Source organism: Aurantiacibacter suaedae (assembly GCF_005434915.1).
GTDB lineage: Bacteria > Pseudomonadota > Alphaproteobacteria > Sphingomonadales > Sphingomonadaceae > Alteraurantiacibacter > Alteraurantiacibacter suaedae.
On the sequence record NZ_SKCG01000003.1, the window covers coordinates 454,650 to 469,894 of the forward strand.

General features: G+C 63.4%; 12 protein-coding genes. 10 read left to right on the forward strand and 2 right to left on the reverse strand.

Translation table 11 applies throughout. The features are described 5' to 3' along the window. Positions 1-130 precede the first annotated feature (130 nt). Both E0473_RS13100 and E0473_RS13105 read right to left on the reverse strand, forming a co-directional pair. Entirely contained in the window at positions 131-1,249 is a 1,119-nt protein-coding gene (locus tag E0473_RS13100; RefSeq protein ID WP_137681325.1) for a helix-turn-helix transcriptional regulator, read from the reverse strand. A 180-nt stretch (positions 1,250-1,429) separates the two neighbouring features. After that, a complete protein-coding gene (locus tag E0473_RS13105) occupies positions 1,430-3,301 on the reverse strand; it encodes an ABC-F family ATP-binding cassette domain-containing protein (RefSeq protein WP_137681326.1) in 1,872 nt (623 codons plus the stop codon). Positions 3,302-3,372: 71 nt separating this feature from the next. Between E0473_RS13105 and E0473_RS13110 the strand changes: the two genes are divergently transcribed. From E0473_RS13110 to E0473_RS13150, 10 genes are all read left to right on the forward strand, one after another. Continuing rightward, on the forward strand, positions 3,373-3,645 hold the full coding sequence (locus E0473_RS13110; RefSeq protein WP_137681327.1) for a hypothetical protein: 273 nt from the start codon (positions 3,373-3,375) through the stop codon (positions 3,643-3,645). Positions 3,646-3,882: 237 nt separating this feature from the next. Continuing rightward, positions 3,883-5,157: a GGDEF domain-containing protein gene (locus E0473_RS13115; protein ID WP_161981608.1), complete on the forward strand. Its 1,275-nt coding sequence runs from the start codon at positions 3,883-3,885 to the stop codon at positions 5,155-5,157. Between the two features lie 237 nt (positions 5,158-5,394). Further along, positions 5,395-5,979, forward strand: a complete 585-nt coding sequence (locus tag E0473_RS13120; RefSeq protein ID WP_137681329.1) for a TetR family transcriptional regulator — start codon at positions 5,395-5,397, stop codon at positions 5,977-5,979. Then, positions 5,972-7,657 (forward strand): MFS transporter, encoded by a 1,686-nt coding sequence (locus E0473_RS13125; RefSeq protein WP_137681330.1) that lies wholly within the window; start codon positions 5,972-5,974, stop codon positions 7,655-7,657. The genes E0473_RS13120 and E0473_RS13125 overlap by 8 nt, the downstream gene beginning before the upstream one ends. Further along, the gene (locus tag E0473_RS13130) at positions 7,654-8,748 is read left to right on the forward strand and encodes an HlyD family secretion protein (protein WP_137681331.1); all 1,095 of its coding nucleotides are present in this window, start codon (positions 7,654-7,656) and stop codon (positions 8,746-8,748) included. Before E0473_RS13125 ends, E0473_RS13130 begins: the two co-directional genes overlap by 4 nt. A gap of 5 nt (positions 8,749-8,753) precedes the next feature. Then, positions 8,754-10,118, forward strand: a complete 1,365-nt coding sequence (locus E0473_RS13135; protein WP_137681332.1) for an efflux transporter outer membrane subunit — start codon at positions 8,754-8,756, stop codon at positions 10,116-10,118. A gap of 21 nt (positions 10,119-10,139) precedes the next feature. Beyond that, positions 10,140-10,289 (forward strand): hypothetical protein, encoded by a 150-nt coding sequence (locus E0473_RS15425; protein WP_161981609.1) that lies wholly within the window; start codon positions 10,140-10,142, stop codon positions 10,287-10,289. Positions 10,290-10,452: 163 nt separating this feature from the next. Then, positions 10,453-11,433 carry a glycerophosphodiester phosphodiesterase family protein gene (locus E0473_RS13140; RefSeq protein ID WP_137681333.1) on the forward strand — a complete coding sequence of 327 codons (981 nt, stop codon included), beginning with the start codon at positions 10,453-10,455 and terminating at the stop codon, positions 11,431-11,433. Positions 11,434-11,512: 79 nt separating this feature from the next. Continuing rightward, a complete protein-coding gene (locus E0473_RS13145) occupies positions 11,513-14,233 on the forward strand; it encodes a TonB-dependent receptor (protein WP_137681334.1) in 2,721 nt (906 codons plus the stop codon). A gap of 75 nt (positions 14,234-14,308) precedes the next feature. Further along, entirely contained in the window at positions 14,309-15,208 is a 900-nt protein-coding gene (locus E0473_RS13150) for a glycerophosphodiester phosphodiesterase family protein (protein WP_137681335.1), read from the forward strand. Positions 15,209-15,245 lie beyond the last annotated feature (37 nt).

Below are 15,245 nucleotides of genomic sequence, written 5' to 3' on the forward strand. Positions count from 1 at the left end.
GCAGCCGAGAGAAGTGTTTTGCGCAGTCTCACGAGTATTGTCTCCTTCCTTTTGTCAGGAGCTATCCTAACTGCGCGCCGCAGATTGAAGTCCCAAATGGGATACGTGGCGGTAAATGCGCAGAAGCGTTTCAGGAAAGCAGTGGCGATTGTGGACCGGTGCGTGCGTGGAACAGCACCGAATTCGACAGTCGCAGCACCAGTTCGCTTTGCCGGCGCGCGTCTGTCTTGGAAAGAACCTGCTTGAGCTGGTTGCGCGCGCTGCCTTCGCTGATCCCGCGCGACTGGGCATATTCCTTCAGCGTGCTTCCCGCGAACAGGGCGGCGGTTACGCGGGCTTCGGCCTGTGTAAGCTGCAGCAGCCGGGCGATCTCATCGACCGAGGGCGAGAATGACCGGCGCGGTTCGCTCACCAGCAAGGCGAAGCCACCCTGCGGATCGGCAAAGCGGATCAGCCCCAGGTGCAGCTCATCCTCCTCGCCGGCTCCCAGCACCAGCGTTTCGCATCCCTGCGTCTCGCGGGAATTGAGCATCAGGTGAAGTTGCTTGTCGCGGTCCAGCCGGCTGCCGCGCAAGGTCCCGCCATCGGCCGAGATATGAGGCGAGCGGTCGAGCATTTCCTCAGCCGCCTCATTGGCCCAGCGGAGCTGTCGTGCCTCGGTGCAGACGATAATGCCGATTTGCAGCAGGTCGGCGATCTGCTGCGCCTGGCGCAGTTCATCATTCCGGCGCGCGAGTTCCCAGCTCAGATCGGCGGCCTTGCCGATATGGGGCCGTATGGAGAGGAGCAACTCTTCGTCCTCGCGCGTGAAAGGGCGCGTGTCGCCGGAGCGGCGATGCACGGTCACGGCAACCGATTGGTTGCCCACGTGATGCGTGTCGACGCTAATCGATTCGCCCAGACCTGCCGCGTGCAGCCGCTCGCGAAACTTGCCCAGCTGCGGACAGCCTTGCGAGAAGATGTCAGCATCGCGGATTACGCCATTGGGAGCGGATGGGGCGAGGAGGTTGAGGTTGAAGCGCGGATTGGCAGCGTTGTTGACAAGTTCGTCATGAAGCCGGGATGCGCGGGTCGAGGCGGTGTCCCTGGCGATCCAGGTCTGCTCCATGAAACCGTCCGAGTGGCGAAAGCGCTGCACAACCGCACTGGTGGCTTCGACCTTGCCGCACATCCAATCCAGCAGGCCTTGCCAACGAGTGGGTTCGGTCGGGCAGGAATACAATTCCAGCAAGACATCCGAACCAATCATGCGCACCTCTCCCACGAAGCTATGTCCGCCCGATGCCTGACTTTTTTGCTCTTTCGATGGCTTCGCGGCGTTATTTCAACTCTGACTAATGGACATATACCTTCATCATCCCAAGGCCAATAGCCGAGGGCGAGGCGGGCAGGGCGCCTCAGCTGGTGCCAAGCCTTGTCGCGGAGAGCCCTATGTCTGTTCGAGCGTTTCGAGTTGTTCGCCCAGCACCAGCCATTCAGCTTCGGCCTTTTCAAGCTTGTCACTCACCTTGGCGCGCTGGGCGAGCAAGTCGCTCATCGTGCGGTCGGCCAGATGCGGGGCCGCATTGGCGGGTTCGTACATCGCCTGATCAAGCTCATTGAGGCTGGTTTGCAGCTTGGCCATGGCCTTGTCGGCGGCGGCCAGCTCCGACTTGATGAAGCGTGCTTTAGCCCGCGCCTTGGCCGAATTTCCATTCGATTGCTTGGCCTGTCCGGGCTTGGCCTCCTTCTTCGGCTGGTTCCGGCCCAGCACGAAGTCGATGTAGTCGTCCATCGAGCCGGCATAGTCCTTCGCGGTGCCGCCATCGACCAGCACCAGCCGATCCGCCGTCAGCTCCACCATGTGGCGATCGTGGCTGATCAGGATCACCGCGCCTGCGTAGTCGTTCAGTGCCTGCACCAGCGCCTCGCGCGCGTCGACGTCGAGGTGGTTGGTCGGCTCGTCGAGGATGAGGAGGTGCGGACCATCGCGCGTGATCAGTGCGAGGGCGAGCCGCGCGCGCTCACCGCCCGAAAGCTGCTCGACATTGGTGGTCGCGCGCGGGCCGGAAAAACCGAACCGGCCAAGTTGCGCACGCACCGCGCCGGGGGTCTTTCCGTCCATCGCCCGCGTCATCAGCTCGACCGGGGTGGCATCGCTCGCCAGTTCCTCGACCTGATACTGCGTGAAATAGCCGACCTTGAGCTTGCCCGGTGCAGCCATGTCGCCCTCGGCGGGCTGAAGCTGCGCGGCGAGCAGGCGAGCGAGCGTGGTCTTGCCGTTGCCGTTGCGGCCGAGCAGCGCGAGCCGGTCGTCGGCATCGATGCGCAGGTTCAGCCGCTGGAGGATCGGCGGCGCCTCACCATAGCCGACCGCAGCCCCATCGAGCGTGATCATCGGCGAGCGTAGTTCCTCCGGTGAGGGAAATTCGAAGCTCAGCGACGGATCTTCCATCAAGGCCGCGATAGGCTGCATCTTGGCCAGCATCTTGGCGCGGGCCTGCGCTTGCTTGGCGGTCGAGGCCCGGGCGCTGTTGCGCGCGACATAGTCCTGCAACCGCGCGCGCTGCGCATCCTGCGCCGCCTTGGCCGAGGCCAGCTGCGCGGCCCGCTCGGCGCGCTGCTTCTCGAAGGCGTCGTAACCGCCGGTGTACAGCGTAAGCTTGCCGCCTTGCAGGTGCAGAATGTGGTCGACCACATTGTTAAGCAGGTCGCGCTCGTGACTGATCACCAGCAGCGTCGCCGGATAGGACTTGAGGAAGTTCTCCAGCCACAGGGTCGCTTCGAGGTCGAGGTGGTTCGATGGCTCGTCGAGCAGCAGCACGTCGGGCTCGGAAAACAGCAGCGCGCCCAGCGCCACACGCATCTTCCAGCCGCCCGAGAAACTGTCGAGCGGGCGGCGCTGCATCTCCTCGTCGAAACCGAGGCCGACTAGGATTTTCGCCGCCCTGGCAGGGGCACTATAAGCGTCGATGGCGAGCAGGCGTTCGTGAACTTCGCCCAGCCGGTCGACATCGGTGCAGGTCTCGGCCTCTTCGAGCAGGCTGGCGCGTTCGACATCGGCAGCGAGCACGGCCTCTTCCGGCGTCGTCTGTCCGCTCGGCACTTCCTGCGCGATATAGCCGAGCCGCGCGCGAGAAGGTTTGCCGATCTGGCCTTCGTCGGGATCGATCTCGCCGATCAGCGCCTTCATCAGCGTGGACTTGCCCGCGCCGTTGCGGCCGATCAGGCCGACCCGTGCGCCTTGCGGGATTGTCGCGCTGGCGCGCTCAAGAATGGGCCGGCCGCCAAGCCGGACGGTGATGCCGTCGATGGTAAGCATGGCGCGGCCCATAGCAGCACAGTGCGCGCGGCCCAATGGTCAGAATGCGCGAACCGCGCTAAACGCCGCGCATGGACATGAACGACCTGCTGCATCGCTATTTCGGCACCTTCAATCTCGCCGAGGTGGATCCGCGTTCGGTCGCCGCCGGGGTGGACCGGATGCTGGTCGATTTCGGGCTTGAGCAGGATCGGGGCAAGCGCTTTGCCTTGTGGTCGATGCTCTTCATGCTCGGGGCCGCGCCCGATCTCGATGTCGCCTTCGATGACGAGACGGACCGCGAGGCGGCGCGCAACCTGATGGATCTGATGGCGGCCTCGGGCGAGCAGCAACCGGACAGCTAGACGAAGATGGCCTTGCGGGGGGCTGTTTGTGACGCCGCGGATGCTACCTTTGCTAAGGGGGGGAGCGCTGAGAGAGTGACCCGGCTCGCTGCAATTGGTGATGAGCCGGCAGGCCCCGGTCGGTCTTCACGAAGTCCCAATTAGCTATTTACCTAAGTCAATTGGTATAGGTTCTTAAACCATTACCGATAGCCTGGTGAGATGGTGCCCTCCCATCCAGACGATCTGCGAATCGGCATGGAGCAAGGCTGCGTCCTCGACGAGGATGCGCCATATTCCAGCTGGCCTGCTGCCGTTCAAAGAGTGTGGTCGATAACCCATGCCCGGCGCATTACGCGCGAACTCACGTTTTGCCATGTTGTCGGCATTGTTCTTTGCCTGGCCTGCATCCCGCTCGATTCGGTGACAGGTGTTCCCGTCGTGGGCGCTACGCTGCGATTGGGCGTGGTCGTCCCCTCGTATCTTATCGGAATCTGGCTGATCCGTTCGGAGCACAGTCTGCTCAGACTGGTGGGGGCGGTCGCCCCCGTTGCCGGGTTCGCGGGCGTCGTTTCCTTCATCGGAACGCAGACAATTGTCGAATTCTCGGACAGGTATCTGATGGCGGCCACGATGATGGTCGCCATGGCAGTTCTGCTGCTTCCGCTTCGCATCGGCGCGTCATGCTGGCTCTCTGTGTCAGGGTTTGTGGCCATTGCCTTGCCGTTTGGTTTGGGCGCTGCCGTCGACGTGGATATTGCAGATCTGCTGCTTTATTCCTTGGTCTGCTGCACCTTTCCTCTCTTGTTCAAGCGCCGAAGCGACCGGCTCAGGGATCAGAATTTCATTCTGTCCGTCAAGAGCCGCCAGGCGCAGTCGCAATTGCTGAAGATCAACAAGGAGCTGGAAAACCTGTCACAGATGGATCCGCTTACCGGGTTGCTTAATCGGCGGGGCTTCGAGAAACGCTTTTCTGCAACCTTCGAGGCCGTGCTGGCATCGGGGGAACCCTTGGCGGTCGTCCTGCTCGATGTCGATCATTTCAAGCATTTCAACGACACCTACGGCCATCAGCTGGGAGACGAATGCCTGGCCAAGATCGGCGCCCTGCTCAACAGCGAGATCGAACGGCATAAGGGGATTGCCGCTCGCTATGGTGGAGAGGAATTCATCGCCACCCTGACGGGTAGCGAAAGCGCCAATGCCGTAAGCATTGCCGAGCGCGTGCGCAAAATGATCGCGGACCTCGAAATTCTCGACACGTGCGGGAACCGGATAAGGATCACCGCCAGCTTTGGCGCCCGGATCGCCAGGGCGGCCAAGCTGCGCCAGCAAGACTTCGTCCGCGACGCCGATGGAGCGCTTTACGCGGCAAAGGCCAATGGCCGAAACCGTGTCGTGCTTTACGAAGGCCGAGACAAATCGCCGCTCGAAAGCGTGGGGGCAGGGGGCGCGGGAAGTAGACGCTACGGTGCGAGAGTGCCTCCGCAGCAATCGGAATTTGCCTCATCTGGCCAAGAGCAGCGCTCGTAGGTCCGGGATTGCCGAAGGCACCGTTCGCAGAGCGCGGCTTTTCCGATTTTCCCAGCGGCGGCAGATTGGAATGAGGCATAGCTGCGCCCGGCGGCCGGGTTACGCCCTGCTGATTGCGAGCTCAATTTATTCAACGCGTATTGAATAAGGCAGGGCCGTTGCTATCTGCGTTGCCAGCAGGAGCCCGTAGTGACTGAACGCCGAAGGCCCGGACGGCCGCGAAAAAGCAAAACCGATATGTGTTCGGCGATCGCCGAAGCCGCACGGTTGCGCTTTGCCGCCAAGGGATACGAGGCGACGTCGCTTCGCGAGATCGCCGGCGACGCCGACATCGACGTGGCGCTTATTGCCTATCATTTCGGCGGCAAGGCAGGGCTGTGGCGGTCTATCGTGTCGCAATCGGCTAAAGAGCTTCACGAAGCGCTGGATGCGGCGCTGACAGCAAAGCCAGCGGCTTCCGGGAGGGAGCGCCTGCGCAATGCGATGAAAATTTTCCTCGATTATCTCTTGGCGCACCCGGATCTTCCGCGCCTTTTACTGCGCGACACTACAATCGATTCCGATCGCAGCGGCTGGCTGCTCGATGAACTGTCGCTGCCGCTGCACCGCTACTTCTTCGAGCTGGCCCGCAGTGCCGCCGCAGAAAGCGAGAACGAGGTCAGCCACCTGCAATTCCGGGTCGCCAACTTCATCTACGCCGCATCGAGCGCCGTCGCCCGGCGCGAACGCCTCACCAAGCTGGTCGACAATGTGGCCGACGATCGGGCGTTCGAGGCTGCGCTGGAAGCCACGCTTATCGAAGGGGCTTTGCTCGGTGGCTGATCGCAAACCCCTTATCGACCATGTGGGCGGCTATCGGTTCAAACCGCATGAGCTGCCGATCCTGCCTGGCTCGCCGGCCAATCCCGACCACCCGGGGGCCAGACGAGCGGCCTATCTTGCCATCGGCATCTTCATCGGCCTCGTCGGCGGCAGTCAGAACGGCTTCCTGCTGGCCAATTCGGGCGCGCTTCAGGCCGAGTTCGCGCTTACTCCGGTGGAGGCGGGCTGGCTGACGGTCGCGTTCTATTCCACCTATTCCTGCATGAGCATGCTGCTGTTTCGGGTCAGGCAGCAGTTCGGCATCCAGCCGTTCGTGCGCTGGGCGATGGCGGGGCTGGTGGCGGCCAATTTCGTGCAGATGATCGGCCCCGGATACTATCCCGAGCTGGCTGCGCGCGCCGTTGCGGGGATTACGGCAAGCGGGTTGTCCGCTCTTACGATCTACTACCTGATGCAGGGCCTGCCCGCCCCGATGAAGATCGCAGGCCTCGTGATTTCGATCGGCCTCACGCAGATCGCCTTTCCTCTGGCAAGGGCGCTGTCCCCCACGCTGCTGGTGGATAGCGAGATGAGCCACGTCTTCCAGTTCCAGTTCGCGCTCTCGCTGCTGGGCTTCGGCTTGGTCTTCCTGCTGCGGCTTCCTCCTGGCGAGAGGGCGGTTACGTTTGAAAAGCTCGACATTCCCAGCATCGCCCTGTTTATCATCGGTGTTTGCGCCCTGTGCACCTTCCTTATCCAGGGACGCATCCAGTGGTGGGATACACCCTGGCTTGGCTATGCGCTGGTTGTGGCAATTCTCGGCCTCGGCGGCTGTTTTCTCATTGAGGCCAACCGCCAGAGCCCCATGCTCGATCTGAGCTGGCTTTCCAGCCGCGCGATCCTGAGCCTCGGCATCATCGGTGCGACAGTGCGGGTGCTCGTGGCCGAGCAGGGCTACGGCGCCACCGGCATGTTCTCCGCGCTTGGTTACGGCAACGAGCAGCTGATCGGCTATTTCTGGGTTCTGGTCGGGGCGACCTTTGGCGGCATGGTGCTTTCGGTTGTGCGTCTCGATCCCAAGGATCTTACACGCCCGGTGCTTTTCGCCATCTTCGTGATTGGCGTTGCCGCCTTCGCCGACACCAGAACCGGGGTAATGACACGGCCGCAGGATCTCTATGTCACCCAGGCCGCGATCGCCTTCGGCGCTGTGTTCGCAATGGGCCCGATCATGATGGAAGGTATGGTTCGGGCGCTCGCCGCAGGCCAGCGGTTCGTGATCAGCTTCATCGCGATTTTCTCGCTTTCGCAGTCGATGGGAGGATTGGCGGGCAGTTCGCTGCTCTCTGCCTTCTACACGGTCCGCCTCAAGACCCATCTGATCGACGCGGGCAGCACGCTTACGCTCGGCAATGGCCAGTTGGGGGCGGCGCTGTCGGGTGCGGCCCGGAATATCGCTCCGCTTCAGTCGGACCCTGCTCTGCAACAGCAGGCCGCCTCTTCGACTGTTTCTGCCGCAGTGGGGCGCGAGGCGGCGGTACTGGCCTTCAATGATGTGTTCTTCCTCGTCGGCATTCTCGCCGCGATCACCTTTGCCGCGGTGTTTTTGCCGTGGCTGATCAACAAGATTCGCGGGCACAATCCGCTCGCCAAGGAACTGGCCGCGCTGGAGGCCAGGCTCGCAAGGATCAGACAATGACAAATTCCCCGTCACAGACCGAAGCGAAACCCGAAGCGGAGCCAGCCAAGGGGTGGTCTCCCAATCCTTCGCGGCGGCGCATTATCGTTGCCGTCCTCGTCATCCTCGCGGGTATCCTGGCAGCGCTTTATGCGTGGGGCCTTCCGCCATTTGCCGGCGGAAACGAGACCACCAACAACGCTTATGTGCGTGGACGGACCACGGTCGTAAGCCCGCAGGTTGCCGGCTATCTGACCGAAGTGCCCGTCACCGACTTCCAGCGCGTGGAAAAAGGCGATCTGCTGGCTCGGATCGACGACGCCCCGTTCCAGCAAAAGGTTCTGCAGGGATCTGCAAACTCTGCCGCGCAGCAGGCAGCTCTGGCAAACAGCGCGCAAAGCCAGCGCTCCGCTCAGGCTCAGCTCGAACTGCAGAATGCAGCCGTCGCCAGCGCGCGTGCAGCGTTGCAAAAGGCGCAGGCGGATATGAACAGGATCGCCGAACTTGTGGATGAAGGCTCGGTGTCGCTGCGCGAGCGCGATCAGGCGCGCGCCGCCTTGCAGCAGGCGCAGGCCGGGGTTCGGCAGGCTGCGGCCCAACGGGACATTGCCGCCGAGAACGTGCGGTCGGTGACGGTGGGGCGCGGCGCGCTGCAAGCGCAGGTTGCCGGTGCCGAGGCATCGAAAGACCTGGCCGAGATCGAACTTTCCCGCACCGAAATTCGTGCCCCGCGTTCAGGCCGCCTGAGCGAGGTCACCGCCCGTGTCGGTCAGCTTGTGAGCGCTGGCACGCAATTGATGTATATCGTCCCCGACGAGCTGTGGGTGGTTGCCAACTTCAAGGAGACACAGACCGCCAACATGGCCGTGGGGCAGCGCGCCACGCTGGAGGTCGATGCGCTGGGCGGTCTCGAATTGACCGGGCAGGTGCAGAGCATCGCACCGGCAGCCAGCAGCGAATTCAGTATCGTCAAGCCTGACACCGGCGCGGGCAATTTCGTGAAGGTGCCGCAGCGGATTGCCGTGCGGATCGTGCTTGACGAAGGGCAGGAAGCTGCGCGGCGGCTCGGCCCCGGCATGTCTGTCATCGCAACCGTTCATACGGAGGACTGATCGCTGTGCGCAAGCCGTTTGCTCTTCTGATCGTATCCGCTCTGGCCCTGACTGCCTGTGCTCCGTCGCTCACCGAGGCGCCAGTTGGCGCTGGAGTGACACCACCGCTGGAATGGCGCAGCCCGCAGGGGGCAACTGCCCCTGTCGAGGCGCGCTGGTGGGAGAGCTTCGGCGATCCGCAACTGGTGCGTCTGGTCGATCAGGCGCGGCGCAACAATGCCGATGTGCGCATAGCGGCTGCGCGGGTCGAGGAAGCGCGCGCGACCGAGCAGGCTTCGCGCGGATATCTTCTGCCCTCGCTCGGAGCAGCGGTCGAAGGGGGCGCACAGCAGGAGGTGTCGGCGTTTGGCCGTGCGCAGTCGTCGCTGGCAGCCCAGCCGGCCTTCCGTGCCTCATACGAGGTCGATCTGTTCGGAAAGAACGCGGCGCGCGTCGACGCGGCCGAAGCCGGAGTGGCAGCGAGCAGTGCCGCCAGTGAAGCCGCAGTTCTTGCCGTGAGCGCTGCCACGGCCAGCGGCTACATCACGCTGCTGGCGCTCGATGCGCGGCTCGCCGTGCTAGAGGATACGCTGGCGGCTCGCGAAGAGGCGCTGAAGTTTGCGCGTGACCGTGCCGAGGTTGGCTACACCTCGCAGCTTCCCTTGCGTCAGGCCGAAGCCGAATATCGGGCGACCGCACAGCAGGTGCCACAACTGAAGGCGCAAATTGCCCGGCAGGAGAATGCGCTGTCTGTGCTTACGGGAGACTTGCCGGGCGCGATCGAGCGCGGCGGGACGATTGACGAACTGGTAGTTCCGGCGCCGCCGGCCACGCTCCCTTCCGAGCTATTGCGCCAGCGGCCGGACATTGCGGCCGCGGAATATCGCATTGCCGCTGCCGACGCGAAGATGCGCATGGCGCGGGCCGATTTTATGCCTTCGCTCAACTTGGGAGCGAGCGCGGGCGTAGCCTTGTCCGACCTGCTGGCCGATCCGATCGGCGTGTGGTCTCTCGGCGGCAGTATCTTGGCGCCGATCTTCCAAGGCGGACGGCTTCAGGCCCAACTCGACGGCGCGACCGCGCAGCGCGATCAGGCCGCCTGGGCCTATCGTTCCACCGTGCTCGACGCGTTTCGCGAGGTGGAAGACCGTATGGCTGTCCTTGCCAATCTTGGCGATCAGGAGACCGACCTGGAGGCACAGCAGGCCGCTGTTGCCGATGCGCTGCGCCATGCTCGCAACCGCTACCGGGCCGGATATAGCCCCTATATCGAGCAGGTGGATGCCCAGCGCGCATTGCTCGGGGTGGAACTGTCGCTGGTCCAGATCAAGGCTGACGAACTTACCTCGCTGGTAGGTCTCTATCAGGCAGTAGGCGGCGCTCCGCGCTGATCCGGCACCACGAGCTTGGCTATGACGCAGTCCGTCTCAGCGGGCGAGACGCAGGCTGCGCAAGGGCAGGCCGGAACGATCGTCGTAACGGCAACGCGCCGGGCGGAATCGATCGAGCGCACACCTGTGAGGGTCGCCGCATTAGCGGCGAAAGCCGGTGAGCCTGCCTAACAAGCGCCAGCATAACCGCCTTCGAGGCATTTTAATTGCCTTTAAATGCATATAGATACTGCGTTACCGTGAAAAATCTCGCCAGGCATGTCAGATTTCCTGGCGCCCTTCGTCAAGCGGAGTGAGGCCTTAGGGATCAGGGCCTCTCGCAACGAGGGACACCATGACACAGCTTCAGCGGCTTTTCGCGTACATTGCGCGCGCCTGTACTCGCACGCCTGCGGTTTTCGCAGCCGTGCCCTGTTTGGTGCTGGCAGCCTGTGTTCCGCCTGCTCCCGAGTTTGCATCGGCTTCCTCGCGCACCGCCGAGTTGGAGCGGCGCCTCGCCGGGCCTGATGGCTCGGTGATGGTGGTGGCGCATCGGGGCTGCTGGCGCGAGGCTTCCGAAAACAGTCTCGACGCGATCGAGGCCTGCATTGCCGCCGGGATCGACATGGTCGAACTCGATGTGCGCGCCACGCGCGACGGGCAACTGGTGCTGTTGCACGATACGACGCTCGACCGCACCACCAATGGTTCCGGCCCGCTTGACCAGATGGACTCGGCCGAGGTGAGCAAGCTCCACCTGCGCGAAGGGCAGGGGCGGGGGGCACCGCTGACCGATCGCCACGTGCCCACGCTGGAGCAGGCGCTCGCCGCCGCCAAGGGGCGCATCCTCATCAATCTCGATGCCAAGGTCGACCTGACCGATCAGGCGCTCAGCCTCATCGCGGAGCATGGCGACATGGATCAAATCCTGTTCAAGGCCGAAGCTCCGCTGGCAGAAGTGCAGCAATATGCGCCGTGGGTCGGCGAGGTGAACTTTCAGCCGATCCTGCGCGAACCTTATCTCGCTAGTGATCCGGAAGGCTCTATCGCGTCCTACGATCCGATCCGGCCCGTCAGCTACGAGATCGACGTCAAGACGCGCGCCTTCACGCCGGTGGTCGCGCCGCTGATCCGCGCGCGCTGTGCGCGCTTCTGGGTGAACAGCCTCTCGGGCCGCACCTACGACGAAAAACAGGCGCTGGCCGACCCCGATCACGTGTGGGGCGCGCTCGTCGCCGAGGGCGTCGACGCCATCCAGACCGACTATCCGCTGCTCCTGCGCGCATATCTCGACAAGGTTCAGCCACCCGCTCTGCGCTGCCAGCCGGGCGGCTGACCCTGCGGCCTGCCGTGGCCGCCAATTCACCAAAACATCGCCGACTTCGAATGACCTCAAGCAACAGGACTTGTTACCCATGACCCGTATCTCCCGCCTTTCCTGCGCCGCCGCTACCTCGGTGCTGGCGCTTGCCCTTGGTCACAACGCCGCCATGGCTCAGAGCGCTCCGGCACAATCCGAAGCCGAGCAGGACGAAGATCGCAGCGTTCTGGTCGTGCAGGGCTACCGCCTCTCCAACGTCGCCGCGGTCGAGGCGAAGCGCGACGCCACCGGCATCACCGATTCCATCGCGCAGGATCAGGCCGGCCTGCTGCCCGATCTCACCATCGCGCAGGTTGCCCAGCGCATTCCCGGCCTCGCGCTGGTGCCCGATTTCGGCACCGCCAACGATCGCTCGCCCGACCTTGCCGAAAGCGTGATGATCCGCGGCATCGGCTCGGCCTATAACCAGGTGACCATCGACGGAATGCCGCTCGCCACCACGTCGAGTTCCAGCCGCGGTGCGCGCATCGAGCTGTTGCCGCCTTCCTTCGTCAGCCGGATCGACGCGATCAAGACCATCACCGCCAACCTCGACCCGCACGCGCTGAGCGGCCAGCTCGACCTCATCACCGCCAGCGCCTTCGACAGCAACCGCACCTCGCTCGCGGTGCGCGCCTCGATTGGCGACAACTCCACCGCTGGCGCCGCCGACATGGATCAGGGCCAGAATGTGCGCGCCGACGCCACCTTCTCCACCCCCTTCGGCGCCAACCGCGACTGGGGCCTCGTGGTTTCCGGCTCCTTCGCGCGTTACTATTCGAGCAACTACGACCAGAAGCCGGGCGCGGTCGACAGCAGCTATCGCATCTATCGCACCGGCTCGAACGATCAGGTCGACTATGCCGACATCACCGACACCAACGGCTATTCGGCGGCCTCACGCAACCAGATCTTCGTTTATGATGACAAGGTCACGCGCGCATCGGGCGTGATGAAGCTCGAATACGATCCGTCCAACAGCACCTATGCCTCGATCTACACCGGCTACTTCTATCAGGAAGAGGACGAGATCCGGAACGAGTACCTCGCCACGGCCAACGAGAAAATTGCCCCCGCCAACCAGACCGAGACCTTTGGCGAATGGGCGCAGGGCCGCACCTCGCTCGGCTATTCGCACCAGCCGCAAAAGCGCGAGACCTTCGTCGTTTCGGGCCTGGTCGACCAGACGCTGAACGATGCCCTGAGCCTTGAGTTGCGCGGCAGCCACTCGCGCGCGCGGCTCAACACCATTCGCGATCGTTCGAAGTTCAGCACCGACAAGAACCTTCCCGAGAGCGCCTTCTCCTACGATCTCGGCGCGGGCTTCCCGATGCTGGATTTCTACGATCCCGAGTTCGTCAACGATGCGGCGAATTACGAGGAAGGCTATATCCAGCACATCACCCAGCGCGCGGCGCAGAACCTCAGCTTCGGTTCGGCCGATCTGTCGTACAACTTCGACAGGGACGACCGCGGTCTCGGCTTCAATGCCGGGGTGAGCTATTCCAACACCGACCAGTCGTTCGACCAGAACCGCCTCGCCGGGCTACTTGACGCGGATGACCCGGTGACGATGGAAAACTTCGTGCGCGATGTGCGCCTGCCGACGACCGATAGCGAGGTCGATTTCCTGTTCATTGATGACGATGCCTATCGCGCCGCATGGCAGGCGGCAGGCACCCCGATCACCTCGGACGACAGCGACACCGATATCTCGAGCGACTACGACATCAACGAGCAGATCTTCGCTGCCTATGTCGAAGCGAACTTCCGCACCGATTCCTTCAACCTGCGCGCCGGCCTGCGCTATGACAACACGGTCAACAACGTCGATCTCTGGCTTCAGGACGATAACCTGCCCGCAGAGCCAAACGATGCAGCCCAGTATGTGCGCAGCCATCGCCGCGCGACCTACGATTATTTTCTGCCCTCGGTCATTGCCAGCTACCAGTTCGGCAATGGGTTCGTCGTGCGTGCCGGCTACTCGAAGACGATCGGCCGGCCTGACTTCAACTACTATGCCATCGGCGAGAGTATCGGCCTGCCCGAAGACAGCGAGGATAACACCATCTCGATCAAGCGCGGCAACCCCGATCTGAAACCACGCACCTCCAACAATTTCGATCTGTCGCTGGAATGGTATGCGGGGCGGGGCAGCCTGCTGTCGGTGGCGGCGTTCTACAAGGACATCAAGGACCTGATCTTCACGCAGAACATCACCCTCGATGGCATTGTTTATGACGGGGAAACCTACACGGCGCGGGTGACCACGCCGATGAACTCGCAGGCGGCCAAGCTGAAGGGGCTCGAACTGTCGGCGCGGCAGGATTTCCAGGACTATACCGACAGCTTCCTCGGCAACTTCGTGCTCTCGGCCAATGCCACCTTCATCGATGGCGAGCAGACCGTGGTTCAGGCCGACGAGACGCTGCGCGATGTGAACGGGCTGGAAGGTCAGCCGGAATTCCTCGCCAACGCGACGCTTTCCTACGAGACTGAGCGCTTCGGGGCGTCGGTCGCCTACAACTACGTCGGCGATTACCTGAAGTCGATCAACGAGGATGCCGAGGTGTTCGACATCTTCAGCCGCCATCGCGGCGAGGTCTCGGCGCAGGTCCGCTACAGCGTGAGCGACAATTTCACGGTGATCGTGGAAGGCCAGAACCTCACCAAGTCGCAGATCGAATACTACCGTGAAATGCCGACCGGCCAGCTCGTCGCCGAGCGCAGCCAGAAGGGCCGGGTGCTCTGGCTCGGCGTCTCGGGCCGGTTCTGATCGCACGTTCGTCACGGGGAGGCGGGCGCATGGTGCGCTCGCCTCCTCGAACGGTTTGGAAAGGAACCTGACACGATGAAAACCACCTTGTCCTGTGCCGCCGCAATGCTGTTTGCGGTGGCGGCCACGCCCGCGCTGGCGAGCCCCGTTTGCGGTGACCCAGCGCGCATGGCGCAGCTTCAGGCGCAGCTGCACGATCCCACCGGACCGGTGCTGATCGCCTCGCATCGTGGCGGCCATCTCAATGCACCCGAAAACTCGCTCGCAGCGGCTGAGGAGGCGGTTGTGAACGGCGCCGACGTGCTCGAAATCGACGTGCGTGTCTCGCGCGATGGCGTGCCCTTCATCATGCATGACAGCACCGTTGATCGGACCACCAACGGCGCAGGCGTGGCCGAGGACACGACCTATGCCGAGCTGCGCGCGCTGCGCCTTGAAGGCGGCGAGACCCCACCGCCGAGCCTCCTGGAAATGTTGCGGCACAGTTGCGGCCGCATTCTGGTCGATCTCGATATGAAGACAGACCGGGTCGGCCCGGTGATGGCCGTGGTCGAAGGGCTGGGAATGATCGATCAGGTGATCGTGTTCGACGACGATAGCGATACGCTGCGCCGTGCCCGCGCGCTGGTGCCGACCATTGCGGTGATGACCCGGCTGCGCCCCGACAGCACGCTGGCGCAAAAGAACCGTGGGCTGTCACCCATTGCCATCGTGCATGGCGATACCGAGACGCTGGACCGAAAGACCAGCCAGGAGATCGCCGCCATGCCCGCGCGCATCTGGGCCAATGCGCTGGGCGATATCGACGCGGGTCTGTCCGATGCATGGGCTGCCTGCCCGGCGTTGGCCGATCTTGCGCAGCGGGGTGTCTCGGTGATCCAGACCGACTATCCGCGCCTGCTTCGCGCCCGCCTTGCCGCTTGTCAGGCACGCGAGGGCGCGGGCGAGAGAGATGGTGGGGGCGGGGTGCAATAGCCGCAAAAACCCCGGAAGACGGCCATCTTTCGCGCTT

Excerpts from the sequence above, each read along its gene's own strand:
- E0473_RS13100 (WP_137681325.1), bottom strand. The coding sequence starts at position 1,249 with ATGATTGGTTCGGATGTCTTGCTGGAATTGTATTCCTGCCCGACCGAA.
- E0473_RS13105 (WP_137681326.1), bottom strand. The coding sequence starts at position 3,301 with ATGCTTACCATCGACGGCATCACCGTCCGGCTTGGCGGCCGGCCCATT.
- E0473_RS13110 (WP_137681327.1), top strand. The coding sequence starts at position 3,373 with ATGGACATGAACGACCTGCTGCATCGCTATTTCGGCACCTTCAATCTC.
- E0473_RS13115 (WP_161981608.1), top strand. The coding sequence starts at position 3,883 with ATGGAGCAAGGCTGCGTCCTCGACGAGGATGCGCCATATTCCAGCTGG.
- E0473_RS13120 (WP_137681329.1), top strand. The coding sequence starts at position 5,395 with ATGTGTTCGGCGATCGCCGAAGCCGCACGGTTGCGCTTTGCCGCCAAG.
- E0473_RS13130 (WP_137681331.1), top strand. The coding sequence starts at position 7,654 with ATGACAAATTCCCCGTCACAGACCGAAGCGAAACCCGAAGCGGAGCCA.
- E0473_RS15425 (WP_161981609.1), top strand. The coding sequence starts at position 10,140 with ATGACGCAGTCCGTCTCAGCGGGCGAGACGCAGGCTGCGCAAGGGCAG.
- E0473_RS13140 (WP_137681333.1), top strand. The coding sequence starts at position 10,453 with ATGACACAGCTTCAGCGGCTTTTCGCGTACATTGCGCGCGCCTGTACT.
- E0473_RS13145 (WP_137681334.1), top strand. The coding sequence starts at position 11,513 with ATGACCCGTATCTCCCGCCTTTCCTGCGCCGCCGCTACCTCGGTGCTG.
- E0473_RS13150 (WP_137681335.1), top strand. The coding sequence starts at position 14,309 with ATGAAAACCACCTTGTCCTGTGCCGCCGCAATGCTGTTTGCGGTGGCG.